The organism is Cellulomonas sp. HZM (assembly GCF_000708885.1).
GTDB lineage: Bacteria > Actinomycetota > Actinomycetes > Actinomycetales > Cellulomonadaceae > Cellulomonas.
The window spans coordinates 32,302-57,359 of sequence record NZ_JEOE01000001.1; the positions used below are offsets into that span (position 1 = coordinate 32,302).

The following is a 25,058-nucleotide window of genomic DNA, read 5'->3' on the forward strand; positions in this document are numbered from 1 at the left end:
CCGATGTCGGGTCACTCCAAGTGGGCCACCACCAAGCACAAGAAGGCCGTGGTCGACGCCAAGCGAAGCAAGCTGTTCGCGAAGCTGATCAAGAACATCGAGGTGGCCGCCCGCACGGGTGGCGGTGACCTGGCGGGCAACCCCACGCTCTACGACGCGGTCCAGAAGGCGAAGAAGAGCTCGGTCCCGATCGACAACATCAACCGTGCGGTCAAGCGTGGGTCCGGCCAGGAGGCCGGTGGCGCCGACTACACGACGATCATGTACGAGGGCTACGGCCCCGGCGGCATCGCCGTGCTCGTCGAGTGCCTCACCGACAACCGGAACCGCGCCGCGTCCGACGTGCGCGTCGCGTTCACGCGCAACGGCGGCCAGATGGCCGACCCGGGCTCGGTCTCGTACCTGTTCTCCCGCAAGGGCGTCGTCATCGTCCCCAAGGAGGGCACCGACGAGGACGCCGTCATGGAGGCCGTGCTCGAGGCCGGTGGCGAGGAGGTCACCGACATCGGCGAGCAGTTCGAGGTGCTGAGCGAGGCGACCGACCTGGTTCCCGTCCGGACCGCGCTGCAGGAGGCCGGCATCGAGTACGACTCCGCCGACGTGGTGTTCTGGCCCGCGACGCAGATCGAGGTCGACGCCGAGGGTGCCCGCAAGATCCTGCGCCTGATCGACGCGCTCGAGGACTCGGACGACGTGCAGAACGTCTACGCCAACTTCGACGCCTCCGACGAGGTCATGGCAGAGCTCGAGGACGACTGACCTCGCGCCGCCCTCGCGCCGTCAGGCGCTGTGACGAGAACGGGACCCCACGTGCGCGTGGCGGTCCCGTTCTCGCGTCCGCGTCCCGGCGACGATGGGGCGGTGCGCGTGCTCGGTGTCGACCCAGGCCTGACCCGCTGCGGCCTCGGCGTCGTGGACGGGCTGCCGTCGCGCCGCTCGACGATGGTCGCCGTGGGGGTCGCGCGGTCCGACCCGGCCCTGGACGTGGACCAGCGGCTGCTCGCGATCGAGGCGCAGCTCGAGGAGTGGCTCGAGCGGCACGCGCCGGACACCGTGGCGATCGAGCGGGTGTTCGCGCAGCACAACGTCCGCACGGTCATGGGGACCGCGCAGGTCGCGGGCATCGCCATGGTCGCCGCGGCGCGTCGTCGGATCCCCGTCGCGCTGCACACGCCGTCGGAGGTCAAGGCGGCGGTCACGGGCAACGGCCGGGCGGACAAGGCGCAGGTCGCGACGATGGTCACGCGCCTGCTCGGGCTCGACGAGGCGCCTCGGCCGGCCGACGCCGCGGACGCGCTCGCGCTCGCGATCTGCCACCTGTGGCGCCCGGCCGGTGCTCTCGGCGCCCCGCAGCGGGCACCCGGCTCCCTCACGGCCGCGCAGCGCGCGTGGGCCGCCGCGGAGCAGGCGGCGCGGTCGCCGCGGTGACACGCACCGGGTGCGCGGCGCGTCGTCGTACAGATGTTCGTACGTGTGCGAGAGTAGGCCGCGCCGGCCGTGCGGGCCGGGTGGTTCTCCTCGGAGGTGAGCGGTGATCGCGTCGGTGCGCGGGACGGTGCTGGGCGTGCGGCTCGACTCGGCGGTGGTCGAGGTGGGCGGGGTCGGGATGCTCGTGCAGGCGACGCCCGCGACCCTCGCGGGCCTGCGGGCTGGGTCGACCGCGACGCTGCACACCTCGCTCGTCGTGCGCGAGGACTCGCTCACGCTGTTCGGGTTCGCCGACGACGACGAGCGCGAGGTGTTCGAGACCGTGCAGACGGTGAGCGGGGTCGGTCCGCGGCTCGCGCTCGCGATGCTCGCGGTGCACACGCCCGAGGGCCTGCGTCGCGCGGTCGCCGACGAGGACCTCAAGGCGCTCGAACGGGTGCCCGGCATCGGACGCAAGGGTGCGCAGCGCATCGTGCTCGAGCTCAGGGACCGGCTCGGGTCACCCGCGCCGTCGTCCGCCGCGGGTGCGGCGCCGGTGCGCGCGGGGGACCGACGCGACCAGGTCGTCGAGGCGCTGGTGGGACTCGGGTGGAACGCCCGCGCCGCCGACGACGCCGTGACCACCGTCCTCGCGAGCGCGGACGCGCCCGTCGGCGACGACGAGGTGGCGGGCGTGCTGCGCGCCGCGCTGCGGACCCTGGGAGGTGGGCGTGGCTGACGAGCGCGCCGAGAGGGCGGACGAACGCGACACGGAGCTCGTGACCGAGCTCGTGACCGAGCGCTTCGCCGCCGAGTCGCTCGTGCGCTCCGGCGCCGACGACGTCGAGCGGGCCGCCGAGGCGGCGCTGCGGCCGCGGAGCCTGGACGAGTTCGTCGGGCAGCGCGTCGTGCGCGACCAGCTCTCGCTCGTGCTGCAGGCCGCCCGCGCGCGGGGCCGGACGCCGGACCACGTGCTGCTGTCCGGACCGCCGGGGCTGGGCAAGACGACGCTGGCCATGATCATCGCCGCCGAGCTCGGCACGTCCCTGCGCGTCACGAGCGGTCCCGCGATCCAGCACGCGGGGGACCTGGCGGCCGTGCTGTCCTCGCTCGAGGAGGGCGAGGTGCTGTTCATCGACGAGATCCACCGCCTCGCGCGACCCGCGGAGGAGCTGCTGTACGTCGCGATGGAGGACTTCCGGGTCGACGTCGTGGTGGGCAAGGGTGCGGGCGCGAGCGCGATCCCGCTCGCGCTGCCGCCGTTCACGGTCGTCGGCGCGACCACGCGCGCTGGCCTGCTGCCCGCGCCGCTGCGCGACAGGTTCGGGTTCACCGGGCACCTCGACTTCTACGCGAGCGACGAGCTCGAGCGCGTGCTCTCGCGCTCGGCGGGGTTGCTGGACGTACCGCTCGAGCACGCGGCCGCGGCCGAGATCGCCTCGCGCTCGCGCGGGACGCCGCGCATCGCCAACCGGCTGCTGCGGCGTGTGCGCGACTGGGCGGAGGTCCGCGGCGACGGCACCATGAGCCTGGCCGCGGCCCGCGCGGCGCTCGAGGTGTACGAGGTCGACGAACGCGGTCTCGACCGGCTCGACCGCTCTGTGCTCCAGGCCCTGTGCACGCGGTTCGGCGGCGGGCCCGTCGGGCTCACGACGCTCGCCGTCGCGGTGGGAGAGGAGCCGGAGACGGTGGAGACCGTCGCGGAGCCGTTCCTGGTGCGCGAGGGCCTGGTCGGGCGCACCCCACGTGGTCGCGTCGCGCTGCCCGCGGCGTGGGCTCACCTCGGCCTGGACGCCCCCCGCGACCAGGACACGTTGTTCGCCTGAGACCCGTCCACGCCGGGCAGGTCAGGGGCGCGGGAACCGCCGCGCGTGGTCGCGCGTTGGAGCGGCGGGCCGCTGCGCCTAGACTTCCGCCGATACGACCGACCCGTGAGGAACCGAAGTGACCTTCCACGCCGACGTGACCGCCGCCGCCCAGAGCACCGGCGGTGGCGGCAGCAACCTGTCGTTCCTGCTCATCCTCGTCCTCGCGGTGGGTGCCTTCTGGCTGATGTCCCGACGCTCGCGCAAGATGCAGAAGCAGCAGGCGGAGTTCCGCAACAACCTCACGGCAGGCGACGAGGTCATGACGGGTTCCGGACTGTTCGGCACGGTCGTCGACGTCGACGACGACGTCGTGTGGCTCGAGTCCGAGCCCGGCGGCGCCCGCACGCGCTGGATCCGCGCGGCGATCGCCAAGAAGATCGAGCCGCCCGTCGAGGCAGAGAACGACCTCACCGACGACGAGTCCGAGGTCGAGGTCCCGGACGACATCTCGTCCCTCGACACCGGCGAGAACCGCAAGGACGACGACAAGTAATCGCACGCGACCCGCTCCTGTCCCTGGCGAGAGCGGGTCCCGACCCCACCGGCGCGCCCGCGCGCCAGTGCGCGCACGAGAGAAGAAACTCCGTTGGCTCCTCCTACACGCCGTAACCGGCCCGTCCGCACGCTCGTCGTGCTGGGCGCGATCATCGCCCTGGTCTTCGGCGCCATCGCCGCGGGCGTCAAGTGGTCCGACGCGAGCTGGACGCCCAAGCTCGCGCTCGACCTCGAGGGCGGCACGCAGATCGTGCTCCGCGCGGTCTCGGCCACCACGCCCACCTCCACGCAGATGAACCAGGCGATCGACGTCATGCGTCAGCGTGTCGACGCCTCGGGCGTCGCCGAGGCCGAGATCACCACGCAGGGCTCCAACCTGATCGTCGTCGGCCTGCCGGGCAAGCCGAGCGAGGACACGCTCAAGCTCGTCAAGACGTCCGCGCAGATGGAGTTCCGTCCCGTGCTCGCGGAGGCGGCGCCGACGCCGACCACCGACGACGCGACGGCGAGCCCCAGCGCGACGCCGACCGCGGACGCGACCGCGGGTGCGTCGGGCGACGCGACGACGGAGCCGACCACAGAGCCGACCAGCGAGCCGACCAGCGAGCCGACCGAGTCGGCGACCGCCGAGCCGACGCCGGCCGCGACGACGTCGACCAAGGCGGCGCCGGACAACGCGAGCGACTCGGACTACTACGTGACGCCCGCGGTGCAGGAGCAGTTCGACAAGCTCGACTGCACCGACCAGAAGAACCTCACCGGTGGCGTGAACGGCGACGCGGACAAGGCGTTCGTCACGTGCCAGCAGCAGGGCCTCGCCAAGTACATCCTCGGTCCGGTCGAGGTCGAGGGGAAGCACATCGCGTCGGCCACCTCCGGCCTGAACACGCTGCAGAACGGCCAGGTCGGCAACGAGTGGATCGTGCAGCTCAAGTTCGACAAGACGGGCACGAGCCAGTTCTCCGACGTGACCGAGCGGCTGTACACCGAGGAGTCGCCGAAGAACCAGTTCGGCATCGTGCTCGACGGTCTCGTGGTGTCCGCCCCCTCCGTCAACGGGGTCATCCCGAACGGCGAGGCCGAGATCTCGGGGTCGTTCACGCGTGAGAGTGCCGCGAGCCTGGCCAACCAGCTCAACTTCGGCTCGCTGCCCATGGCTTTCGAGGTGCAGAGCGAGGAGCAGATCTCCGCGACGCTCGGCGCCGACCAGCTCCAGAAGGGCATGCTCGCGGGCCTCATCGGCCTGATCCTCGTCGTGCTCTACTCGCTGCTGCAGTACCGGACGCTCGGCCTGCTCACGGTGGGCTCGCTCGTCGTCGCCGCGGTGCTGACGTACGGCACGATCACGCTGCTGTCGTGGGGAATGGGCTACCGACTGTCGCTGCCCGGGGTGACGGGTCTGATCGTCGCGATCGGTATCACCGCGGACTCGTTCATCGTGTACTTCGAGCGCATCCGCGACGAGCTGCGCGAGGGCCGGACGCTCGGCACGGCCGTCGAGCGAGGGTGGTCGCGCGCCAAGCGCACGATCCTGGCGTCGGACGCGGTCAACCTCCTCGCGGCTGCCGTGCTCTTGAAGCTGGCCGTCGGAGGCGTTAAGGGCTTCGCGTTCACGCTCGGCCTGACGACGATCATCGACGTGCTCGTGGTGTTCATGTTCACGCACCCGATGATGGAGCTGCTCGCGCGCACGAAGTTCTTCTCGCAGGGCCACCGCCTCTCGGGTCTCGACCCGCGCCGGCTCGGGGTGCCCGGCACGCGGTACGTCGGGCGCGGCAAGGTCGTCACCGGCCCGCGCTCGTCCTCGGACGGCATGCCGGACGCACCGGGTGACGACGTCCCCGACGCGGCGCCCACGCGGACGCCGGTCCCGGCCACGGTCGGCGGCGTGAGCACGGCAGGCATGACGATCGCCGAGCGGCGTGCGGCGCAGCGCGCCGCACAGGCCGAGCAGGAGCGCGGCGCTGCCTCCGAGGCCGACGAGAGCGCGGCCGCGGACGCGGCAACGGACGACGACGCCTCCGGGCGCACCGACGGGAGTGAGCACTGATGGCCGCCGGCTTCGCCCAGTGGGGCAACGACCTCTACACGGGGCGTCGGTCGTACGACATCGTCGGCCGTCGTCGGATCTGGTACTCGATCTCGGCGGTGCTCGTCGTGATCTCGTGCATCCTGCTCGTCAAGCCGGGCCTGAACCCGGGCATCGAGTTCAAGGGCGGCTCACAGTTCATCGTGTCGAACATCGACACGTCGCAGCAGCAGCTCGCGATCGACACGGTGAAGTCCGTCCAGCCCGACGAGTCGCCCGAGGTGACCAAGCTCGGGAGCGACTCGCTGCGGATCCAGACCGCCGAGCTGACCGACGACCAGGTGCAGGACGTCAAGCAGGCGCTCATGACGTCGTTCGACGTGTCGGAGGACGACGTCGCGACCGCCTTCATCGGCCCGACCTGGGGCAAGGACATCTCGCAGAAGGCGATCAAGGGCATCCTTGTCTTCCTGCTGTTCGTGACCGTGGTCATGACGATCTACTTCCGCAACTGGCGGATGGCGATCGCGGGTCTGGTCGCCCTGTTCCACGACCTGATCATCACGGTGGGCGTGTACGCGGCGGTCGGCTGGGAGGTCACACCGGCGACGGTCATCGGGTTCCTGACGATCCTCGGGTACTCGATCTACGACACGGTCGTGGTGTTCGACAAGGTCCGTGAGAACACCGCGGACACCCTTGACCAGTCGCGGTTCACCTACGCGGAGAAGGCGAACCTCGCGGTCAACCAGACGCTGGTCCGCTCGATCAACACCTCGGTGGTGGCACTGCTGCCCGTGAGCGCGATCCTGTTCGTCGGCGCTGCGATCCTGGGCGCCGGCACGCTGCGCGACATCGCGCTCGCGCTGTTCGTCGGCATGCTCATCGGCACGTTCTCGTCGATCTTCCTGGCCACGCCGCTCGAGGTCACGCTGCGTGAGCGTGAGCCCGCGATCCGCGACCACACGCGCAAGGTGCTCGCGGCGCGCGGCGCGAGCGGTACCGAGGGCGTGGACGAGCAGGAGCTCGCCGGTGTGGTCCGCTCGGCCGGACAGCTGCGGCCGGGTGCGCACCAGGGGCAGGGTGCGCAGCCGAAGAAGCGCAAGAAGTGAGCGGCAGGACCCCCGAGCCCGCGCTCGCGGCGCAGCGCGTCGACGAGCTGGTCCGGCTGGTGCCGGACTACCCCGAGCCGGGGGTCCTGTTCCGCGACATCACGCCGCTGCTCGCCGACGCGGACGCCCTCGCGGACGTCGTCGCGGCGATGGCTCGGGCGGCCGGCCCGGTCGACCTCGTCGCCGGGATGGAGGCGCGCGGGTTCCTGCTCGCGGCACCCATCGCGGTGGCGCTGGGCGCCGGGCTGGTGCCCGTGCGCAAGGCGGGCAAGCTCCCGGGGCCGGTGCTGGCCGAGAGCTACGCGCTCGAGTACGGCTCGGCGACCGTCGAGATCCACCCCGCGACCGTGCGGGCCGGCGCGCGCGTGCTCGTCGTCGACGACGTGCTCGCGACCGGCGGGACCGCCGCGGCGACGGTGCGGCTGCTCGAACGCTGCGGCGCGAGCGTCGTCGCGCTCTCGTTCCTCGTCGAGATCGAGGCCCTGGGCGGGCGCGGCCGGCTCGAGGGCCACGACGTGAGCGCCATCGTCACCGTCCCCTGAGACCCGGATCATGCGGGTGCCCGACGAGGGTGCGTGGTGGTCACGGCGCAGGCACCTGCGGCGACGGCCGTAGACTCGGGAGAACGGTTCCCCCGCCGGCCGGCCGGGGACCATCTCGAGACGGGGGTGGGCTTGAGCGACGACGTCGTCTCGACCGATACGGGCTCGCTGGTCACGGGTGACGGCAGCACGGGCCGCGTGCGCTCGCGCCTGTCGCGGTTCGCGGGGCGGGGGAGCAGCGGCCCCGCGTTCCCTGCGCTGGAGCCGGTGCTCCAGGCAGCGCGGACCAACCACCCCAAGGCCGACCTGACCGCGGTCGAGCAGGCCTACGTCGTCGCCGAGCGCGCGCACCGAGGTCAGCTGCGCAAGAGCGGTGACCCGTACATCACGCACCCGGTCGCGGTGGCGACGATCCTCGCCGAGCTCGGCATGACGCCGTCCACGCTCGTCGCCGCCCTCCTGCACGACACGGTCGAGGACACCGACTACTCGCTCGACCAGCTGCGCCGCGAGTTCGGGCCCGAGGTCGCGATGCTCGTCGACGGCGTCACCAAGCTGGACAAGGTCACCTACGGCGACGCGGCCCAGGCCGAGACCGTGCGCAAGATGGTCGTCGCGATGTCGCGCGACATCCGGGTGCTGGTCATCAAGCTCGCGGACCGGCTGCACAACGCGCGGACGTGGAAGTTCGTCGCGGCCTCGTCGGCCGAGAAGAAGGCGCGCGAGACGCTCGAGATCTACGCGCCGCTCGCGCACCGGCTCGGCATGAACACCATCAAGTGGGAGCTCGAGGACCTGTCGTTCGCGACGCTCTACCCCAAGGTGTACGAGGAGATCGTGCACCTCGTGGCCGAGCGCGCCCCGGCCCGCGAGGAGTACCTGACGGTGGTGCGCGAACAGGTCGGCGCCGACCTGCGCCAGGCGAAGATCAAGGCGACGGTCACGGGCCGGCCCAAGCACTACTACTCGATCTACCAGAAGATGATCGTGCGCGGACGCGACTTCGCGGACATCTACGACCTCGTCGGCGTGCGGGTCCTGGTCGACTCGGTGCGGGACTGCTATGCGGCGCTCGGCGCGCTGCACGCGCGGTGGAACCCGGTCCCGGGCCGTTTCAAGGACTACATCGCGATGCCGAAGTTCAACCTCTACCAGTCGCTGCACACCACGGTCATCGGGCCTGGGGGCAAGCCGGTCGAGATCCAGATCCGCACGCACGACATGCACCGGCGCGCGGAGTACGGCGTCGCGGCGCACTGGAAGTACAAGGAGACCGCGAAGAACCAGAACGGGCAGGGCACGGACACCGCCGGGAACGACATGGCGTGGCTGCGCCAGCTGGTCGACTGGCAGAAGGAGACCGCGGACCCCAGCGAGTTCCTCGACTCCTTGCGGTTCGAGATCGCCGGCTCCGAGGTGTACGTGTTCACGCCCAAGGGCGACGTCATCGCGCTGCCGTCGGGCTCGACGCCCGTCGACTTCGCGTACGCCGTCCACACCGAGGTGGGGCACCGCACGATGGGCGCGCGCGTCAACGGCCGCCTCGTGCCCCTCGACTCGACGCTCGAGAACGGCGACGTGGTCGACGTCTTCACGTCGAAGTCGGAGACAGCCGGCCCGTCGCGCGACTGGCTCGGGTTCGTCAAGAGCCCCCGCGCGCGCAACAAGATCCGCCAGTGGTTCTCCAAGGAGCGCCGCGAGGAGGCCATCGAGCACGGCAAGGACGCGATCGCGAAGGCAATGCGCAAGCAGAACCTGCCGATCCAGCGGCTGCTGTCGCACGAGGCGCTCGTCGCGCTCGCCAACGAGATGCGCTACGCCGACGTCTCCGCGCTCTACGCAGCGGTCGGCGAGGGTCAGGTGTCGGCGTCGACCGTCGTGCAGCGCCTGGTCCACTCCCTGGGGGGCGAGCCCGCTGCGGAGGAGGACATCGCCGAGACGGCGCGGCCCGGTCAGTCCGCGCGGCGCGTGCGCACCGGCGACCCCGGCGTCGTGGTCAAGGGCGTCGACGACATCTGGGTCAAGCTCGCCAAGTGCTGCACGCCCGTGCCGGGCGACGACATCGTCGGCTTCATCACGCGTGGCGCCGGCGTGAGCGTGCACCGCAGCGACTGCATCAACGTGGAGCAGCTGCGCGCACAGCCCGAGCGCATGGTCGACGTCTCGTGGAGTCACACCTCGTCGTCGCTGTTCCTCGTGCAGATCCAGGTCGAGGCGCTCGATCGCTCTCGGCTGCTGTCCGACGTCACGCGCGTCCTGTCGGACCACCACGTGAACATCCTGTCTGCGTCGGTCTCGACGTCTCGCGACCGGGTCGCGCTCTCGCGGTTCGTGTTCGAGATGGCGGAGCCGTCGCACCTCGCGTCGGTGCTCTCGGCCGTGCGCAAGGTCGAGGGCGTCTTCGACGTCTACCGGATCACAGGCGCCAAGGGTGCCGAGGAGCCGTCGATCCGCGCCTGACGACGATCGCCTGACGACGTTCGCCTGACGACGGCCGGGTCACAGGTGCGCGAGGACGTGCCTGGCGCGCAGCACGTGACGGTGCCCGCTCAGCGTGGCGAGCGCGCGGTCGGCGGCCGACACCTCGAAGCCGTGGTCGACGAGCACCCTCAGCAGGTCGGTCGACTCGTCGGGCTCGAGCCACCGCGCCACGTCGAGGCCGGTGCGCTGGACCGTCGTGACGCGCGTGCGGCCGACCAGCTGGACGTCGTGGCGGTCCAGGGCGGCCTCGTGCACGACGCGCTCCGGTGCGGGCTCCGCGCGACGCGTGCCTGCGGGGAGGACGATCTCCACCCTGCCCGGTCCGCCCGCACCGGTGTGCACCCACACCGCGGTGCGCCGCGCCAGCGCACCTCGCGCCGGGACGGCGGCTGCGACTGCCGCGGCGCGCTCGTCCGGGCGCAGGCGCGTCCCGGCCGGAGCCACCGCACCGCCGTGCAGCACGACGAGCACGCCGTCGCGCAGGAGAGCGGCGCGGTCGGCCGTCGTGAGGTCCTGGGGGCCGAGCCACCGCGGCGGGGTCGCAGGGCGCGGAGGGCGGAAGCGTGCGAGCTCGTGCATACGACCGAGCATGCCGCGCGGAGGCGTGCCTCGGCTCGGGCCTTGTGGACGACGACGGCCCGCACCGACCGGTGTGGTCGAGGCGGGCCGTCGGGTCGAACAGATCAGCCGCGTGCGTCCTGCGCCGCCCGCTGCACCTGCTCGAGCCACGCACGTCGCGCGTCCAGCGCGGCCTGCGCCTCGGCGATCCGGCGCGCGTCCTTCTTGGCCTTGGCGGCATCGAGGTCCGCCTCGAGGCCGGCGATGGCGGCCTCGAGCTGCGCCGCGGCGCCCTCGGCACGTGCCCGCGTCTCGGGGTTGGAGCGCGTCCACTGCGCCTGCTCGGCGTCGCGGATCGCGCTCTCGACGGCGCGCAGGCGTCCCTCGACGCGCTGGACGTCACCGCGCGGGACCTTGCCCGCGGCCTCCCAGCGGTCCTGGATGCCACGGATCGCCTGCTTCGCGGCGGAGAGGTCGGTCACCGGCACGAGCGTCTCGGCCTCGACGAGCAGCGCCTCCTTGACGACGAGGTTCGCGCGGAACTCCTCGTCGGTCGCGGCGTTCTGCGCGTCGCGGGCGGCGAAGAACGCGTCCTGCGCACCGCGGAAGCGGGCCCACAGCGCGTCGTCGTCGGCACGGCTCGCACGGCCGGCCGCCTTCCACTGCGTCATCAGGTCGCGGAACGCCCCCGCGGTGGCACCCCAGTCGGTGCTGCTCTGCAGCCGCTCGGCCTCGACGACCAGCTTCTCCTTGACCGCCTTCGCACCGGCGTTGCGCTGCTCGAGCTCGGCGAAGAAGTGCCGCCGCTCGCGGTCGAACGTCGTACGTGCGTGGCTGAAGCGCTTCCACAGCGCCTCCTCGGTGGCACGGTCGAGGCGCGGTCCAGAGCGCTGGGCCTGCTTCCACTCGTCGAGCAGGGTGCGCAGCTGCTCGCCCGCGGGCCGCCACTGGACCCGGCTCGGCTCCGTTCCGGCGATCTTCTCGGCCTGCTCGACGATCGACGTGCGCTGCTCCACCGCCACCTGCCGGGCAGCGGCACGCTCGGCGTCCGCCACGGCGCGGCGCTCAGCCGCGGTGCCGCGCAGTGCGTCGAGGCGGGAACGGAGCCCGTCGAGGTCGCCGACCGCCGCCGGCTCCTCGAGCTCGGACGTCAGCTTCGCGAGCGTCTGGTCGATCTCCTTGACCGAGAGGTCGGCCGCCGACAGGCGGGCCTCGAAGAGCGTGACCTTCGCCTGCAGGTCGAGGAAGCGGCGGACGTAGAGCCCGATCGCCTCCTCGGCGCTCGCGCCCGGGAACTGGCCGACGACGCGGTCGCCGGCGGCCTCACGGACGGTGACGTTGCCCTCGTCGTCGACACTGCCAAACGTCGCGGCGTGCGCGGCCTCGGCGGCATCGGCCGGGGGAGCGACCGGTGCGGCGGCGGGTGCTGCGGCAGGGGCCGCGGGCGGGTGCGGGACCGCGGTCGCGGCCGGCGGGCGGGGCCGGATCGCCGAGGGCGACGGCGCGGCCGGGCGAGGCGCAGCGGGCGTCGGGCCGGCGGGCGCGTCGACGGGGGTGTCCGTCGTCGCCGCGTCGTCGACAGGTGCCTCGGCCGGCGCGTCGGCTGTGGCGTCAGCCGTCGCGGCTGCAGCGTCGGCAGGCGCGTCGTCCGCGGGCTCGTCGACCTGCTCGCGCGTGGGGGAGGCGTCGTCGGCCGGCGCGTCGTCGGTGCTCGGGTCCTGCACTTCCGCGGTGGGCTGCACCTGCACCTGCACCTGCTCGGGCTCCTGCGCAGCGACGTCGGTGGTCACGTCGGTGACGGTGGCCTGGGCCTCGTCGGCGCCCTGGTCGGGCTGCTGGTCCGGGGTCTGCGTCACTTGACCTTCACTCCCTTGATGATGACGTCGTTCACCGGCGCGCCGTCGCTCGCCTTGTCCTTGGTGCCCGCGTCTGCGATGGCGGTGACCACGTCCAGGCCGGACGTGACCTTGCCGAACACCGTGTACCCGCCCGCGCTGTCCGCGCCGATGGTGCTGTCCTTGTACACGATGAAGAACTGGCTCCCCATCGAGGAGCCGTCCCCGCCGACGCGCGCCATGGCGATCGTCCCGGCGGGGTACACGTTGTCCGCGGGCGCGTTCTCGATCGGCCCCCAGGTGTACCCGGGGCCGCCGTTGCCCGTGCCCTCGGGATCGCCGCACTGCAGCACGTAGATCCCCTCGGTGGTGAGGCGGTGGCACTTCGTGCCGTCGAAGAAGCCCTTGTCGGCGAGCGTCACGAAGTTCGCGACGGCCTGGGGCGCCTTCGCGCCGTCGAGCGTGATCCCGAGGTCGCCCTGGCTGAGCGTGAGGTCACCGGTCCAGGTGCGGTTCTCCGCGAGCGCGGGCGCGGGCACCTCGGACAAGTTCGTGGCGGCGTCGCTCGGGCCGGCCGCTGCGTCCGTCGTGGACGACGTCGAGTAGGCCGTCGGCGTCTCGACCGCGGCGGACGGCGAGTCGTCCTTCGTCGCCCCGACCACCCCGACGATCGCGATCACGAGGACGAGCGCCCCCACGACCGAGATCGCGACGACCTGCCGACGCCGGCGCTGCGCGGCGTGCGCTGCCTGGCGCTGCTGCCACTTTTCGTAGCGCCGCTGCTGGTACTCACGCTCACGCTTGCTGCTGGACACGCACACTCCTCGCGTCGGTCGACGGTGCTGCCGGCACGGGTCCGGCGGCACGGCACAGGGGAACCCCGGACAGTCTAGGCAGGCGCGGGCGTCCCGCCGCCAGGGAAGCGGCCCCGCAGGTCACGGGCAGGTCACAGTTCGGTCCACGACCGCGACGTCACCGTGCGCGGTGACCACGGCGGTACGGTCGCCGGGTGGAGGTCTTCTCGGTCGTCTCGCAGGTGTTCGGCGCGCGCAGCACGGTGGTGGTGGCCGACGACTCGTCGTGCGTCGTCGTCGACGCAGGTGTCGGGGTCAGCACGGAGGTGGTCGCGCACGTCGAGGCGCGCGGGCTCAGGCCCGTCGCGGTGCTCGCGACGCACGGCCACGTCGACCACACGTGGGACGCAGCCGAGCTCACGCGCAGGCTCGACGTCCCGCTGCACGTGCACGCGGCCGACGAGCACCGCCTGCACGACCCGTTCGGGACGCTCGGCTCGATCGGCGGTCCCGCGTCGCACGACGTCGGCGGCCCGTTGGCCCAGGCGATCGCCGCGAGCGGCGTGGACCCGCGCGCGTACGAGCTGCCGGCCCGGGTCGAGACCTTCGGGACCGTGCAGGGGCGTGATGCCGACGTGGTGCTCGAGCTCGGCGGGCTCGTCGTCGTCGCACGGCATGCTCCCGGCCACACCGAGGGCTCCACGCTCTACCTCGTCGAGATCGACGGCGACCCGGTGGCCTTCACGGGCGACGTGCTGTTCGCGGGGACCATCGGGCGCACCGACCTGCCGGGCGGGGACGACGAGGTCATGGCCCGCACGCTCGACGAGGTCGTCGCGGCGCTCGACCCCGCGACCCTCGTCGTGCCCGGGCACGGTCCGACGAGCGACATGGCGACCGAGCTGCGCCGCAACCCCTACCTGGCGCACAGGCCGCGCTGAGTCGCGCCGACCGCCGCGCTGAGACGCGACGGCGGGGGAGCGCCGCGCGTCTGGGAGGATCGGCCCATGGCGCGACCGACCCCCCTGTCCGGATTTCCCGAGTGGCTGCCCGACGGGCGCATCGTCGAGCTGCACGTGCTCGACGTCCTGCGGCGGACGTTCGAGCTGCACGGCTTCGCCGGCATCGAGACCCGTGCGGTCGAGCCGCTCGACCAGCTGCTGCGCAAGGGGGAGACCTCGAAGGAGGTCTACGTGCTTCGCAGGCTCCAGGAGGACCCCGAGGCGGCGCCGGAGCGCGGAGGTCAGCTCGGACTGCACTTCGACCTGACCGTGCCGTTCGCGCGGTACGTGCTTGAGAACGCGGGTCACCTCGCCTTCCCGTTCCGCCGCTACCAGGTGCAGAAGGTGTGGCGGGGCGAGCGGCCCCAGGACGGGCGCTTCCGCGAGTTCGTGCAGGCCGACATCGACGTCGTCGGCGCGGGCGATCTCCCGTACCACTACGAGGTCGAGCTCCCGCTCGTCATCGCGGCCGCGCTGGGCGAGCTGCGGTCGATCGGGCTGCCGCCCGTGCGGATCCTGGTGAACAACCGCAAGGTCGCCGAGGGGTTCTACCGCGGCGTCGGGCTGGACGACGTCGAGGCCGTGCTGCGCAGCATCGACAAGCTCGACAAGATCGGCCCTGACGCGGTGGCGACGCTGCTGGTCGCCGAGGCCGGGGCGACCGACGAGCAGGCGCGGGCGTGCCTCGAGCTCGCCGCGATCAGCGGTGACGACGAGACGGTCGTGGACCGGGTGCGTGCCCTGGCGGACCGGCACGGCGCGCAGACCGAGCTGCTGGACGAGGGTCTGACCGAGCTGGGCGCGCTCGTGCGCGCCGCGGCCGTGCGCTCGCCCGGTGTGGTCGTCGCGGACCTGAAGATCGCGCGCGGGCTGGACTACTACACGGGCTCGGTCTACGAGACCGTGCTCGTGGGGCACGAGCAGCTCGGCTCGATCTGCTCCGGGGGTCGCTACGACACGCTCGCGTCCGACGGTGCGACCACCTACCCGGGGGTCGGGCTCTCGATCGGCGTCTCGCGGCTCGTGTCCCGACTGCTGTCCGCGGGACTCGTGCGCGCGACGAGGTCGGTGCCGACCGCGGTGCTGGTCGCGGTCAACGACGAGGAGGGGCGCGATCGGTCCGACGACGTCGCAGCGCGGCTGCGTGCCCGGGGGATCCCGGTCGAGGTGGCGCCGGCGGCGGCCCGGTTCGGCAAGCAGATCCGGCACGCCGACCGCAGGGGTATCCCGTTCGTGTGGTTCGTCGGCGCCGAGGGCGCTCCTGACCAGGTCAAGGACATCCGCTCGGGCGACCAGGTCGACGCCGACCCGGCGGTCTGGACGCCTCCGGCCGACGACCTGTGGCCGCGCGTCGTCGAGGCGTGAGAGCCGCTCAGCCGATCGGGTGAAGCGTGCTCCGGGCGACGGACACGGCACGCGCGTCCGATTGGTCCTGCTTATAGTGCCTCCCGACCGGACGTCTCCGAACCTGGGGACGCGTGCACCACGACGGGGGAACGATGACGACGAGCACCGGACCGGCAGTCCAGGACGGCGCCACCGACCGACGGCGCGCCCGTGAGGCGCGAGGTCTCGCCCCGGCGGGGAGCGCCCCGGCGGGCGACCGCCTCCCGCGCGCACCGCGTGAGCGCCGGCCGCTGCTCGCGGTCCTGGCGGTGCTGCTGATCGTCGGCGGCGCGGCAGTGGCCGGGCTCGTCGCGTTGCGGCAGGACTCCCGCGTTCCCGTGCTGGCCCTGGCGCACGACGTTGCCGCGGGGGCACAGATCACGGCGGGCGACCTCACGACGACGCAGGTCGCCTCGGAGGGGACGCGCCTCGTGCTGGCGTCCCAGCAGGGACAGGTGGTCGGCAGCTACGCCCGTGTGCAGCTGAGCTCGGGCCAGCTGCTCGACACCACGATGCTCACCACGTCGGGGCTGCTCACGCCGGGCAAGGTCGCCGTGGGTGCGTCGCTCGGCGCCGGGCGGATGCCCGCGAGCGGTCTGCAGGCGGGTGACGTCGTGCAGCTGGTCAAGGTCGCCGACGGCACGGGCACGGTCCTGGTCCCGCAGGCACGCGTGAGCTCGGTCGGCGGTTCGGACTCTGGCTCGACGTCGTCCGGGACGGTCGTGACGCTCATCGTCGACGCGGCCCAGGCCCCGACGGTGGCGGCGGTGGCCGCGGACGGCTCGCTCGCCGTCACGCTCGTCTCGCGTGGCACCGCGACGGACAAGGACTGAGCCGTGCTCGTCACCCTCGCCTCCGCCAAGGGCTCGCCCGGCGTCACGACGACGGCACGCGTGATCGCGTCGGTGTGGCCCGGGCCCAGCGTGCTCGTCGACGCCGACCCGGCGGGCGGCGACCTCTCGTTGTGGTCGTCGGCCCCGGACGGCACGCCCCTCGACCCCGACACCGGCCTGCTCACGCTCGCGGTCGAGGCGCGCCGCGGTGCGGTGCAGCTCGAGCAGCACGTGCAGCGGATCGACGGCGGGCTGGACGTGCTGTGCGGCGTCCAGTCGCCGGGCCAGGTGGCGTCGATGGGGCCCGTCTGGCCCACGCTCGGAGGTGTGCTGCGCGCGCACCCGGGAACGGTCGTCGCCGACGTCGGTCGCCTCGGACCGGACAGCCCGGCGATGCCGCTCGCGCTCGACTCCGACGTGCTCGTGCTCGTCGTCCGTCCGACGATCGAGGGCTTCTCGCACCTGCGTGAGCGGCTGCGCTGGCTCACGTCGATCGACTCGGGGATGCGAGCCCTGCCCGCGCTCGGGATCGTCGCGGTCGCGGAGGCGCGGGACGCCGGTACCGTGCGCGACCTCGAGCAGCTGCTGGCGCACGAGGGTCTGCGCGTCCCGGTCCTCGGCACGGTCGCGGTCGACCAGCGCTCCGCCGACGTCGTCGCGGGCCGGATCCAGCGCGGGATCGACCGCTCGCTGCTCGTGCGCTCGGCGCGCCAGCTCGTCGAGCCCGTCGCGCGCCTGGCCGGGACGCGGCGCTACGCGCAGGGGGGTGTCGCGTGAGTCTCGACCAGGCACTGGTCCGCCGGTTGCGTGAAGAGGTCGCCGACGTCCTGGCCCGGCAGCGGCGCGACGACGCAGCCTCGGGCCTCCCGCCCATGTCGGCCGAGGACGAGCGACAGTTCGCGCGCGCGGTCATCGGCCGCGTGCTCGACGCGCACGCCCGTGCGGAGATGGCGTCCGGCCGGACGCCGCCGTCGCCGCACGACGAGGAGGAGATCTCCGCAGGGATCCACGCGGCGCTCTACGGCGTCGGCCGGCTGCAGCCGCTCCTGGACGACCCGGACGTCGAGAACGTCGACATCAACGGCTGCGACAACGTGTTCGTGCAGTTCGCCGACGGACGCGAGGAGCGCTGGGCGCCGGTCGCCGAGTCCGACGACGAGCTCGTGGAGCTCGTGCAGATCCTGGGCGCCTACTCCGGCCTCACGAGCCGCCCGTTCGACTCCGCGAACCCGCAGCTCGACCTTCGCCTGCCCGACGGCTCGCGCCTGTCTGCCGTCATGGACGTGTGCTCGCGGCCGTCGATCTCGATCCGACGCGCACGCCTGTCCCGTGTCCACCTGGACGACCTGGTCCGCTACGGCTCCGTCACCCCGGACGTCGCGGCCTTCCTCTCGGCCGCGGTCGCGGCCCGCAAGAACATCATGATCGCCGGCGCCACCAACGCCGGGAAGACGACGATGCTCCGCGCGCTGGCCAACGAGATCGACCCGACCGAGCGGCTCATCACGGTCGAGCGCGCGCTCGAGCTGGGGCTCGGCGAGTTCCCCGAGCTGCACCCGAACGTGGTCGCGTTCGAGGAACGGCTGCCCAACTCCGAGGGCAACGGCGGCATCCCGATGTCCGAGCTCGTGCGGCGCAGCCTGCGCATGAACCCCAGCCGGGTCATCGTCGGCGAGGTGCTGGGCGACGAGATCGTCACGATGCTCAACGCCATGAGCCAGGGCAACGACGGCTCGCTGTCGACGATCCACGCGAACAGCTCGATCGAGGTGTTCAACCGCATCTCGACGTACGCGATCCAGTCGGTCGAGCGGCTGCCCGTCGAGGCCACCATGATGCTCATCGCGGGCGCGATCGACTTCGTGGTGTTCGTCCAGAAGCACAACGAGTACGCCGCCGGCGGTCGGCTGCGGCGCTACGTCGCGTCGATCCGTGAGGTCAACGGCGTCGACGGCCGCGTGCTCTCGAGCGAGGTGTTCGCGGCCGGGGCCGACGGCGTCGCACAGGCCGCAGCACCCATCGCGTGCCTCGACGACCTCGTGGCGGTCGGATACCAGCCGTCGTACGCGCTGCGGGGGGCCATGTGATCCCGCTCAGCACTCTCGTCGTGGTCCTCGCCGGCGCCGTCGTCGGCGCGGGGGTGCTGCTCCTCGTGCTTGCTGTCATGGGCACGGAGCAGCGGCCGCCCCGGGTCCGTCGCGGGACCATCAGGCGGGACCGCGTCCAGCGGCGCGTGGTGATCGCGGCGGTCGTCGCGTTCGTCGTGCTGCTGGTCACCCGCTGGCCGGTGGCGGCCGCAGCGGCCGCGGCCTTCGCGCTCGCAGCGCCGTCCCTCCTCGGCGGGGCGAAGGCCGAGCGTCAGCAGACCGCACGCCTCGAGGGGCTCGCGTCCTGGACCGAGTCGCTCCGGGACACGATCGCGGGTGCCGTGGGCCTCGAGCAGGCGATCCCGGCGACGGTCTACGCGGCGTCGCCGGCCATCCAGCCCCAGCTGCGGCTCATGGTCGACCGCCTGCGCGTGCGTGTCCCGCTGCCCGTCGCGCTGCGCGGGCTCGCCGACGACCTCGACGACCCGAGCGCCGACCTCGTGGTGGCGGCGCTCATCCTCAACGCGCGGCTACGCGGTCCCGGCCTCCGGCAGGTGCTGACCTCCCTGTCGGAGGCCGCCCGTGCCGAGCTCGACATGCGTCAGAGGGTCACCGCGGAACGGTCGTCGACCCGACGCTCGGCCCAGATCGTGACCGTGTTCTCGCTCGTCGTGATGGTGGGACTGACGCTCGCCAACCCGGCGTACGTCGCGCCGTACGGCACGTTCCAGGGGCAGCTCGTGCTCGTGCTCGTCGCACTCCTGTTCGCGGCCGGCTTCTGGTGGATGAAGCGGCTGTCGGGGGTCGACATGCCCGCGCGCTTCCTCGTGGCCGAGGAGGACCGATGACCATCGCTCTCCTCGCCGGGGCCGCGGCCGGCCTGGGCGTGCTCCTGCTCGTCCTGGTCCTCGCGCCGCCGCGGACGCAGCCCGGCAGCGCGCTCGTGCGTCTCGACGTCCGCCGCGCAGAGCTCCGGTCGCGGGTCCAGGCGGTCGAGGCCAACCCGGACCGCGCGACCGAGTCCGTCCTGGCGCGTCGCGTCGGACGGTCGACGGCCGACGTGCTGACGAACATCGGCGTGGACCTCGGGGGACTTCGCTCGAACCTCGCGGTCCTCGGCAGGACGCTCGAGCAGCACCTCGCCACGTCGGTGGTCGCCGGTGTGGTCGGCTTCCTCGTGCCCGTGGTGCTGTCGGCCGTCGCGGCGGTGGCAGGCGTGTCGGTGTCGTTGGGTGCGCCGCTGCTCGTCAGCGTGTTCGCGGCGCTGATCGGAGCCGCGTTGCCGACCGTCGTCGTGCGGTCGCAGGCCGCTGACCGGCGACGCGACTTCCGGCACGTCGTCGGATCCTTCCTCGACCTCGTCGCGATGAGCCTGTCCGGCGGTCGCGGTGTCCCCGAGGCGTTGCAGAGCGCGTCGGAGCTCAGCGACGGGTGGGGCATGGTCCGCATCCGCAACGCGCTCGGGTCGGCGCGCCTGCACGGCCGCACGCCGTGGTCCGCGCTCGGCCAGCTGGGCGAGGAGCTGCGGATCGACGAGCTGCGCGACCTCGCGGCGGCGCTCGCTCTCGTCGCGGAGGACGGCGCCAAGGTCCGTGACTCGCTCGCGGCGCGTGCCGGGTCGCTGCGGCGGCGCGAGCTCGCCGAGTCCGAGGGGAAGGCCGGCGAGGGCTCGCAGACGATGCTCGTCGCACAGCTCGTGCTGTGCGTGGGCTTCCTCGTGTTCCTGCTCTACCCCGCGGTGGTGAACGTCATGGGCTCGCTGTAAGGTCCCGCCACGACACCACCTGAACCGAACGACCTACCACGAACCAGACGAAGGGTGTGCACCGTGTTTCTCTCGTTCTCCCCGCTGACGCCGCAGGGTTTCCTGCTGATGGAGCTGCGCCGCAGGTACTCGAGGGCGCGGTCCAGCGCGGACCTCGGTGCCTCCGCGATCGAGTGGGTCATCATCACGGCGATCCTCGTCGCGCTGGCCGCAGGCGTCGGCGTGATCATCGTGCGGATCGTCAACCAGAAGGCGGGCGAGCTGAAGAACCCGGACACCCCGCAGGTCGGCGGCGGCAACCCGTGACCCGCCTGCACCGGGCTCTGCGCCGCCGGGGCGAAGAGACCGGTGCGAGCGCGATCGAGCTGGTCGTCTACGCGCCCATCCTCATGGTCGTGACGTTCCTGGTCGTGCAGTTCGCGCTGTGCTGGTACGGCAGCGAGGTCGCCGGCGCCACCGCCCGGGAGTCGGCGCGTGTCGCACGCGTCGGTCAGGGCACCGACGAGGCGATCGCGCAGGCGAAGGCGCGCGGGTTGACGTACGCGAAGCAGGTGGGCGGCCAGGGCCTCGACGAGGTGCAGGTCACGGTGCGCCGTGTGGGCAACGACAAGGTCCGCGCGACCGTCACCGGCCGGGCGATCGAGATCGTGCCGGGCTTCGCGCCGCGCATCTCGCAGAGCGTCGAGGGACCCGTCGAGCAGTTCAGGCCGGACCTGTGACGCGGGGAGTCGGCGTGCGCCGCCGGGGCAGCGCGCGGCTGCGCGACGAGCGGGGCTCGATGGCCGTCGAGATCGTCGTGCTCGTACCCGCGCTGCTGCTCGTCATGTCGCTCGTCGTGGCGCTCGGCCGGTTCACCTCGACGCAGGGCCAGGTGCGGGCGGCGGCGCGCGACGCGGTGCGTGCCGCGACGCTCGAGCGCGATGCCGGATCGGCCCTGTCCGCAGCCCGCAGCGCGGCCACCGCCACGATGCCTGACGGCGTCACGTGCGACCCGGCCCGGCTCGACGGCCCGTTCGTCGCGGGCGGGACGCTCACGGTGACGCTGCGGTGCGAGGTCTCGTGGGCGGGGCTCGCGCCGATCGGCCTCCACGGCTCGACGACGGTGACCGAGCAGAGCTCGGCCCCGCTCGACCGCTACCGCCGGGTCGGTGGTGCGTGATGCGCGCGCTGCGTGAGCGAGCGCGCGTCTCGGGAGACCGGGGTGCGGCGTCGGTCTTCGTGATCGGGCTGATCTTCGCGCTCATGGTCCTGGCGGGGCTCGTCGTGGACGGCGGTCGCGCGGTCAACGGCAGGGCCGCGGCGCTCGACGACGCCGAGCAGGCCGCCCGCGCTGGCGCCAACGAGATCGACGAGGGACTGCTGCGCAGCACCGGCCAGGTGCGGATCGACACCGCGGACGCCGAGCGGTCGGCGCGTGCGTTCGTCGTCGCCCGGGGCTACGCGGCCGACGACGTGCACGTGACGGCGAACGACCGCACGGTCACCGTGCGCGTTCAGGACGAGGTGCCCACGGCACTGCTCAGCCTCATCGGCGTGAACAGCTTCAACGTGACGGGTACGGCGACGGCGCGAGCCGCCGTCGGGATCGTGAACGAGATCGGGGGTGCGCCGTGAGCGCGCAGACGGACAAGAAGGCGAACAGCCAGGAACCCGAGCGCGGGCCGCAACGCTTCCAGCAGACGGTCGACGACCTCGAGGTCACCCGTTCACGGTGGGGCGGCATCGGGGCCCTGCTGGCGCTCGTCGTGCTGCTCGTCGGCGTCCCCGTCGGCCTCGTGGCGCTCGGTGGCGTCCCGCACCTGCCGACCTCGTTCCCGACGCGTGAGCAGCTCACGGGCGCGATCGGTGTCGAGCAGGTCGTCACCGTCCTGGTGTGGGTCGTGTGGCTCGCGTGGCTGCAGTTCGCGGTCTGCGTCGCGGTCGAGCTGCGTTCGGCCGTGCGCGGCATCGGTCTGCCGACGCGGGTCCCGCTCGCCGGGCCGAGCCAGCGTGCCGCGCGAACACTGGTCGCGGCCGTGCTGCTGCTCGTGACCGCGGCCGGGCAGGCGAACGCCGTGACACACGCCGTCGTCGACCACGCGCCCGCGGCGCAGGTCGCAGCGGTGGCGTCGGTGACGCCCGGGCAGTCGGCCCAGGAGGAGGCGCCGGCGCACGCCGCCCCGACGGCCGAGCACGAGGTCCACCGCACCTACCACCTCGGTGACCTGACCCTGGACGACGACGAGGGCCGCGAGCTCGTCGGCAAGCGCGTCATCGTCGTCCAGCCGCCCGACGGCCGCTACCACGACAACCTCTGGGACATCGCGGAGCGCAACCTCGGCGAAGGGCGCCGGTACCACGACATCTACGAGCTCAACAAGGGTCGGGACCAGCCCGACGGGCAGGAGCTCACCCTGGCGCGGCTGATCCAGCCCGGGTGGTTGCTCGTGATGCCGGAGGACGCGACCGACGTGAGCCGCGTGACCGTGACCGAGCACGTCGTCACGGACGGCGCCGGCGCGGCCGACGAAGCCACCTCGGACGCTGCCGCGAGCACGCCGGTGGCACAGGCCCCGGCGCTCGAGGACGCGGGCAGCGGGGTCACGGGCGGCGACGTCGTGGCGACGGCGTCCGAGCAGGGCTCGAGCACCCACGACCTGGCCGGAGCGGGCCTGCTCGCGGCGGGCCTGCTGGCCGCCGTGGTCGCCGTCCGCCGCCGCCGTCGGACCCCCGAGCCGGGTGACGACGCGGTCGAGATGGAGGTCGCGCTGCGCGTCGGCGCGGATCCCGTGCGGGCCCGACGCCTCGACACCGGGCTGCGCCAGCTCTCGGCCGCGCGTGCGACCGCCGGGCTCGAGCTGCCGCCGGTCTACGCCGCGAGCATCGACGACGCCGTGCTGACGGTGTTCCTCGCACCGGGTGACACCAAGCCGCCCGCGCCGTGGACGGCGAGCGACGACGGCCGCCAGTGGCACCTCGCCGCCGACGCCTCCCTGCCACCCGTGCGCGGCGTCGCGGCGCCGTACCCCGGCCTCGTGTCCCTCGGGCGCAGCCCCGCGGAGGCGGACGTGCTGGTGGACCTCGAGGCCGCGCAGGGTCCCGTCTCGATCGTGGGCGACGAGGCGGCCGCACGCGAGCTGGCCACGGCCGTGGCCGCGGAGCTCGTCACGAACGGCTGGTCCGACGTGCTGCGGGTCACGGGAGTCGGGCTCCCGGCCGCGCTCGAGGACATCGGCGGCGAGCGCTACCGCGCCGTCCAGGAGGCCGCGGACGTGCTGCCCGAGCTGTCCGCGCAGCGGGCCGACGTGCTCGGGTCGGACGTGCTCGCGGGACGTCTGCGCGGGCGGGGTGCGGCCGCGGTGCCCGAGTACCTCGTGTCCGGCACGCCGCTCGCGCCGGACGTCGCGCAGCGCCTCGCCGAGCTGTCGGCCGACGGTGCGCGTGCCGCGTGGGGGGCCGTCGTCGTGGGCGACGTCCCCGGTGCACGGTGGCGCATCGAGGTGGACGCCGACGGCGCGCTGTCGATCGGCCCGCTCGGTGTGCTGGTCACGGCCAACCGGCTCTCGGCGGCCGGCGTCGCCGCTATCGGAGAGCTCGTGGCGCCTGACGAGCTGCCCGACGAGCCCGTCGGCGGGGTCGAGGTCGAGGGGCACCTCGAGCGACCCGACCTCCCGCCTGCGGACCGGGCGCTGGGCAACGCCGACCTGTGGGCCGCGCCCGTGCGCGTCCTGGTGCTCGGCGAGCCGCGTGTCGAGGCCGCGGGTCCGATCGAGGACGAGCGGCGCGACCTGTGCACCGAGCTGGTGGTGCACCTCGCGCTGCACCCCGAGGGCGTGCACCCGACCGTGCTCGGTGCGGCGGTGTGGCCGCGTGGCGTCACGACCGCGGTCGTCAACGCCACGGTGGCGCGTGCGCGCGAGTGGCTCGGGAAGGACGCCCACGGCACGCCCCACCTACGGCACACGATCGACGGGGACCTCGTCCTCGGCGCGCGTGCCGTGCTCGACTGGGACGTCTTCCGCTCGCTGCTGGCCACGTCCCGCGAGGCCAGGAGCCGCGCCGACGAGGCCGCCGCGCTGCGCGAGGCGCTCGGCCTGGTGCGCGGCGAGGCGGTCCAGGACGTGCCGCCCGGCAGGTACTCGTGGCTGGCGCGCGCCCGGCTCGAGCGCGACGCGCGCACGCTCGTCGTCGACGCGGCGCACCGGCTCGCGGTCCTGGAGCTCGACGGGAACGACCCCGAGGGCGCACGCCGCGCGGTCGCCGCGGGTCTGGGCGCCGCGCCGACCGAGGAGCTGCTCTGGCGGGACCTGCTGCGAGCGGTGTCGGCGGAGCAGGGTCCGCAGGGCGTACGGGCCGCGGCCGACGAGATGGCACGCGAGCTGCGCGACGCCGGGGTGCGCGAGGTCTCGGCGCCCACGGCCGCCCTCGTCGAGGAGCTGGCGCCCGGGGTGTGGAGCCCCGACGCACCGCCCTCCCAACAGCTGTCCGGTTGACCCGGACGGGTCCGATCTGTGGGAACCGCCTGCCGACGGACGAAACGGACGATAGCGTCAGACGATCGGTACGACGTCAGCAAGGGCGTCGTACAGGACAAAGGAGAACTCCGTGGCAGTCGGTGCAGAGCTCAGTACCCTTCAGTCGCTCCACAAGACCTTCGTCGCGAAGGCGCAGGAGGCGCACGACATCAAGACCAAGGTCGACCAGGCTCTCGAGAGCGCGGTGTGGACCGGCAAGTACTCCGAGGACTTCCGCACCGCGTGGCAGGACTACCGCGCGAACCTCGACAAGCTCCACGACGCGCTCGACGGTGCGGCCAAGGACGTCAAGACGAACCACAACAACATCGCCGCGGCCACGGGCGAGAGCGACCGCATCTGATCGTGATG

Annotated in this window: 25 protein-coding genes; 22 read left to right on the forward strand and 3 right to left on the reverse strand. The window is 73.0% G+C overall.

Annotated features, from left to right (window positions below; translation table 11 throughout):
* Positions 1-3: 3 nt before the first annotated feature.
* From AW16_RS0100180 to AW16_RS0100220, 9 genes are all read left to right on the forward strand, one after another.
* Positions 4-759, forward strand: coding sequence for a YebC/PmpR family DNA-binding transcriptional regulator (locus tag AW16_RS0100180; protein WP_029287059.1), 756 nt, complete (start codon positions 4-6; stop codon positions 757-759).
* Between the two features lie 102 nt (positions 760-861).
* Positions 862-1,428, forward strand: a complete 567-nt coding sequence (ruvC, locus tag AW16_RS0100185) for a crossover junction endodeoxyribonuclease RuvC (RefSeq protein ID WP_029287061.1) — start codon at positions 862-864, stop codon at positions 1,426-1,428.
* Between the two features lie 103 nt (positions 1,429-1,531).
* Positions 1,532-2,146 (forward strand): Holliday junction branch migration protein RuvA, encoded by a 615-nt coding sequence (ruvA, locus tag AW16_RS0100190; RefSeq protein WP_029287063.1) that lies wholly within the window; start codon positions 1,532-1,534, stop codon positions 2,144-2,146.
* 40 nt (positions 2,147-2,186) lie between these two features.
* Positions 2,187-3,233: a Holliday junction branch migration DNA helicase RuvB gene (gene ruvB, locus AW16_RS0100195; protein ID WP_029287065.1), complete on the forward strand. Its 1,047-nt coding sequence runs from the start codon at positions 2,187-2,189 to the stop codon at positions 3,231-3,233.
* Positions 3,234-3,351: 118 nt separating this feature from the next.
* The gene (gene yajC, locus AW16_RS0100200) at positions 3,352-3,768 is read left to right on the forward strand and encodes a preprotein translocase subunit YajC (protein WP_231495895.1); all 417 of its coding nucleotides are present in this window, start codon (positions 3,352-3,354) and stop codon (positions 3,766-3,768) included.
* A 93-nt stretch (positions 3,769-3,861) separates the two neighbouring features.
* Positions 3,862-5,820, forward strand: a complete 1,959-nt coding sequence (secD, locus tag AW16_RS0100205; RefSeq protein ID WP_029287069.1) for a protein translocase subunit SecD — start codon at positions 3,862-3,864, stop codon at positions 5,818-5,820.
* On the forward strand, positions 5,820-6,911 hold the full coding sequence (gene secF, locus AW16_RS0100210) for a protein translocase subunit SecF (RefSeq protein ID WP_029287070.1): 1,092 nt from the start codon (positions 5,820-5,822) through the stop codon (positions 6,909-6,911). The genes secD and secF overlap by 1 nt, the downstream gene beginning before the upstream one ends.
* Positions 6,908-7,453: an adenine phosphoribosyltransferase gene (locus tag AW16_RS0100215; protein ID WP_029287072.1), complete on the forward strand. Its 546-nt coding sequence runs from the start codon at positions 6,908-6,910 to the stop codon at positions 7,451-7,453. Before secF ends, AW16_RS0100215 begins: the two co-directional genes overlap by 4 nt.
* 132 nt (positions 7,454-7,585) lie before the next feature.
* Positions 7,586-9,913 (forward strand): bifunctional (p)ppGpp synthetase/guanosine-3',5'-bis(diphosphate) 3'-pyrophosphohydrolase, encoded by a 2,328-nt coding sequence (locus AW16_RS0100220; RefSeq protein ID WP_029287074.1) that lies wholly within the window; start codon positions 7,586-7,588, stop codon positions 9,911-9,913.
* 39 nt (positions 9,914-9,952) lie between these two features.
* Here AW16_RS0100220 and AW16_RS17390 read toward each other — a convergent pair whose 3' ends face one another.
* The 3 genes from AW16_RS17390 to AW16_RS0100235 form a co-directional block, all read right to left on the reverse strand.
* Entirely contained in the window at positions 9,953-10,513 is a 561-nt protein-coding gene (locus tag AW16_RS17390) for a hypothetical protein (protein ID WP_051681533.1), read from the reverse strand.
* Positions 10,514-10,617: 104 nt separating this feature from the next.
* Complete coding sequence (locus tag AW16_RS0100230; RefSeq protein ID WP_081861378.1) at positions 10,618-12,348, reverse strand: DUF349 domain-containing protein; 1,731 nt, start codon at positions 12,346-12,348, stop codon at positions 10,618-10,620.
* The gene (locus AW16_RS0100235; RefSeq protein ID WP_029287079.1) at positions 12,345-13,142 is read right to left on the reverse strand and encodes a peptidylprolyl isomerase; all 798 of its coding nucleotides are present in this window, start codon (positions 13,140-13,142) and stop codon (positions 12,345-12,347) included. Before AW16_RS0100235 ends, AW16_RS0100230 begins: the two co-directional genes overlap by 4 nt.
* A gap of 194 nt (positions 13,143-13,336) precedes the next feature.
* On the opposite strand from AW16_RS0100235, the gene AW16_RS0100240 reads away from it, so the two are divergent.
* The 13 genes from AW16_RS0100240 to AW16_RS0100300 all read left to right on the forward strand — a co-directional run bounded on the left by AW16_RS0100240 (position 13,337) and on the right by AW16_RS0100300 (position 25,050).
* Positions 13,337-14,062 carry an MBL fold metallo-hydrolase gene (locus AW16_RS0100240; RefSeq protein ID WP_029287081.1) on the forward strand — a complete coding sequence of 242 codons (726 nt, stop codon included), beginning with the start codon at positions 13,337-13,339 and terminating at the stop codon, positions 14,060-14,062.
* A 66-nt stretch (positions 14,063-14,128) separates the two neighbouring features.
* A complete protein-coding gene (gene hisS / locus AW16_RS0100245) occupies positions 14,129-15,487 on the forward strand; it encodes a histidine--tRNA ligase (RefSeq protein WP_029287082.1) in 1,359 nt (452 codons plus the stop codon).
* Positions 15,488-15,621: 134 nt separating this feature from the next.
* Positions 15,622-16,341 carry an SAF domain-containing protein gene (locus tag AW16_RS0100250; protein ID WP_029287084.1) on the forward strand — a complete coding sequence of 240 codons (720 nt, stop codon included), beginning with the start codon at positions 15,622-15,624 and terminating at the stop codon, positions 16,339-16,341.
* A 3-nt stretch (positions 16,342-16,344) separates the two neighbouring features.
* Positions 16,345-17,118, forward strand: coding sequence for a hypothetical protein (locus tag AW16_RS0100255; RefSeq protein WP_051681534.1), 774 nt, complete (start codon positions 16,345-16,347; stop codon positions 17,116-17,118).
* On the forward strand, positions 17,115-18,428 hold the full coding sequence (locus AW16_RS0100260) for a CpaF family protein (protein WP_029287088.1): 1,314 nt from the start codon (positions 17,115-17,117) through the stop codon (positions 18,426-18,428). Before AW16_RS0100255 ends, AW16_RS0100260 begins: the two co-directional genes overlap by 4 nt.
* A complete protein-coding gene (locus AW16_RS0100265) occupies positions 18,425-19,276 on the forward strand; it encodes a type II secretion system F family protein (protein WP_029287090.1) in 852 nt (283 codons plus the stop codon). The genes AW16_RS0100260 and AW16_RS0100265 overlap by 4 nt, the downstream gene beginning before the upstream one ends.
* The gene (locus tag AW16_RS0100270; RefSeq protein WP_029287092.1) at positions 19,273-20,193 is read left to right on the forward strand and encodes a type II secretion system F family protein; all 921 of its coding nucleotides are present in this window, start codon (positions 19,273-19,275) and stop codon (positions 20,191-20,193) included. Before AW16_RS0100265 ends, AW16_RS0100270 begins: the two co-directional genes overlap by 4 nt.
* Positions 20,194-20,256: 63 nt before the next feature.
* Positions 20,257-20,499 carry a hypothetical protein gene (locus tag AW16_RS0100275; protein ID WP_231495897.1) on the forward strand — a complete coding sequence of 81 codons (243 nt, stop codon included), beginning with the start codon at positions 20,257-20,259 and terminating at the stop codon, positions 20,497-20,499.
* A complete protein-coding gene (locus tag AW16_RS0100280; RefSeq protein ID WP_051681535.1) occupies positions 20,496-20,912 on the forward strand; it encodes a TadE/TadG family type IV pilus assembly protein in 417 nt (138 codons plus the stop codon). The genes AW16_RS0100275 and AW16_RS0100280 overlap by 4 nt, the downstream gene beginning before the upstream one ends.
* Positions 20,909-21,352, forward strand: coding sequence for a TadE/TadG family type IV pilus assembly protein (locus AW16_RS0100285; protein ID WP_197021511.1), 444 nt, complete (start codon positions 20,909-20,911; stop codon positions 21,350-21,352). The genes AW16_RS0100280 and AW16_RS0100285 overlap by 4 nt, the downstream gene beginning before the upstream one ends.
* Complete coding sequence (locus AW16_RS0100290; RefSeq protein ID WP_029287100.1) at positions 21,352-21,807, forward strand: pilus assembly protein TadG-related protein; 456 nt, start codon at positions 21,352-21,354, stop codon at positions 21,805-21,807. The genes AW16_RS0100285 and AW16_RS0100290 overlap by 1 nt, the downstream gene beginning before the upstream one ends.
* Complete coding sequence (locus tag AW16_RS0100295) at positions 21,804-24,665, forward strand: bacterial transcriptional activator domain-containing protein (RefSeq protein ID WP_051681536.1); 2,862 nt, start codon at positions 21,804-21,806, stop codon at positions 24,663-24,665. The genes AW16_RS0100290 and AW16_RS0100295 overlap by 4 nt, the downstream gene beginning before the upstream one ends.
* A 112-nt stretch (positions 24,666-24,777) precedes the next feature.
* Entirely contained in the window at positions 24,778-25,050 is a 273-nt protein-coding gene (locus tag AW16_RS0100300) for a WXG100 family type VII secretion target (RefSeq protein WP_029287104.1), read from the forward strand.
* Positions 25,051-25,058: the final 8 nt, after the last annotated feature.

Excerpts from the sequence above, each read along its gene's own strand:
- AW16_RS17390 (WP_051681533.1), bottom strand. The coding sequence starts at position 10,513 with ATGCACGAGCTCGCACGCTTCCGCCCTCCGCGCCCTGCGACCCCGCCG.
- AW16_RS0100270 (WP_029287092.1), top strand. The coding sequence starts at position 19,273 with ATGACCATCGCTCTCCTCGCCGGGGCCGCGGCCGGCCTGGGCGTGCTC.
- AW16_RS0100180 (WP_029287059.1), top strand. The coding sequence starts at position 4 with ATGTCGGGTCACTCCAAGTGGGCCACCACCAAGCACAAGAAGGCCGTG.
- AW16_RS0100250 (WP_029287084.1), top strand. The coding sequence starts at position 15,622 with ATGACGACGAGCACCGGACCGGCAGTCCAGGACGGCGCCACCGACCGA.
- hisS (WP_029287082.1), top strand. The coding sequence starts at position 14,129 with ATGGCGCGACCGACCCCCCTGTCCGGATTTCCCGAGTGGCTGCCCGAC.
- secF (WP_029287070.1), top strand. The coding sequence starts at position 5,820 with ATGGCCGCCGGCTTCGCCCAGTGGGGCAACGACCTCTACACGGGGCGT.
- AW16_RS0100290 (WP_029287100.1), top strand. The coding sequence starts at position 21,352 with ATGCGCGCGCTGCGTGAGCGAGCGCGCGTCTCGGGAGACCGGGGTGCG.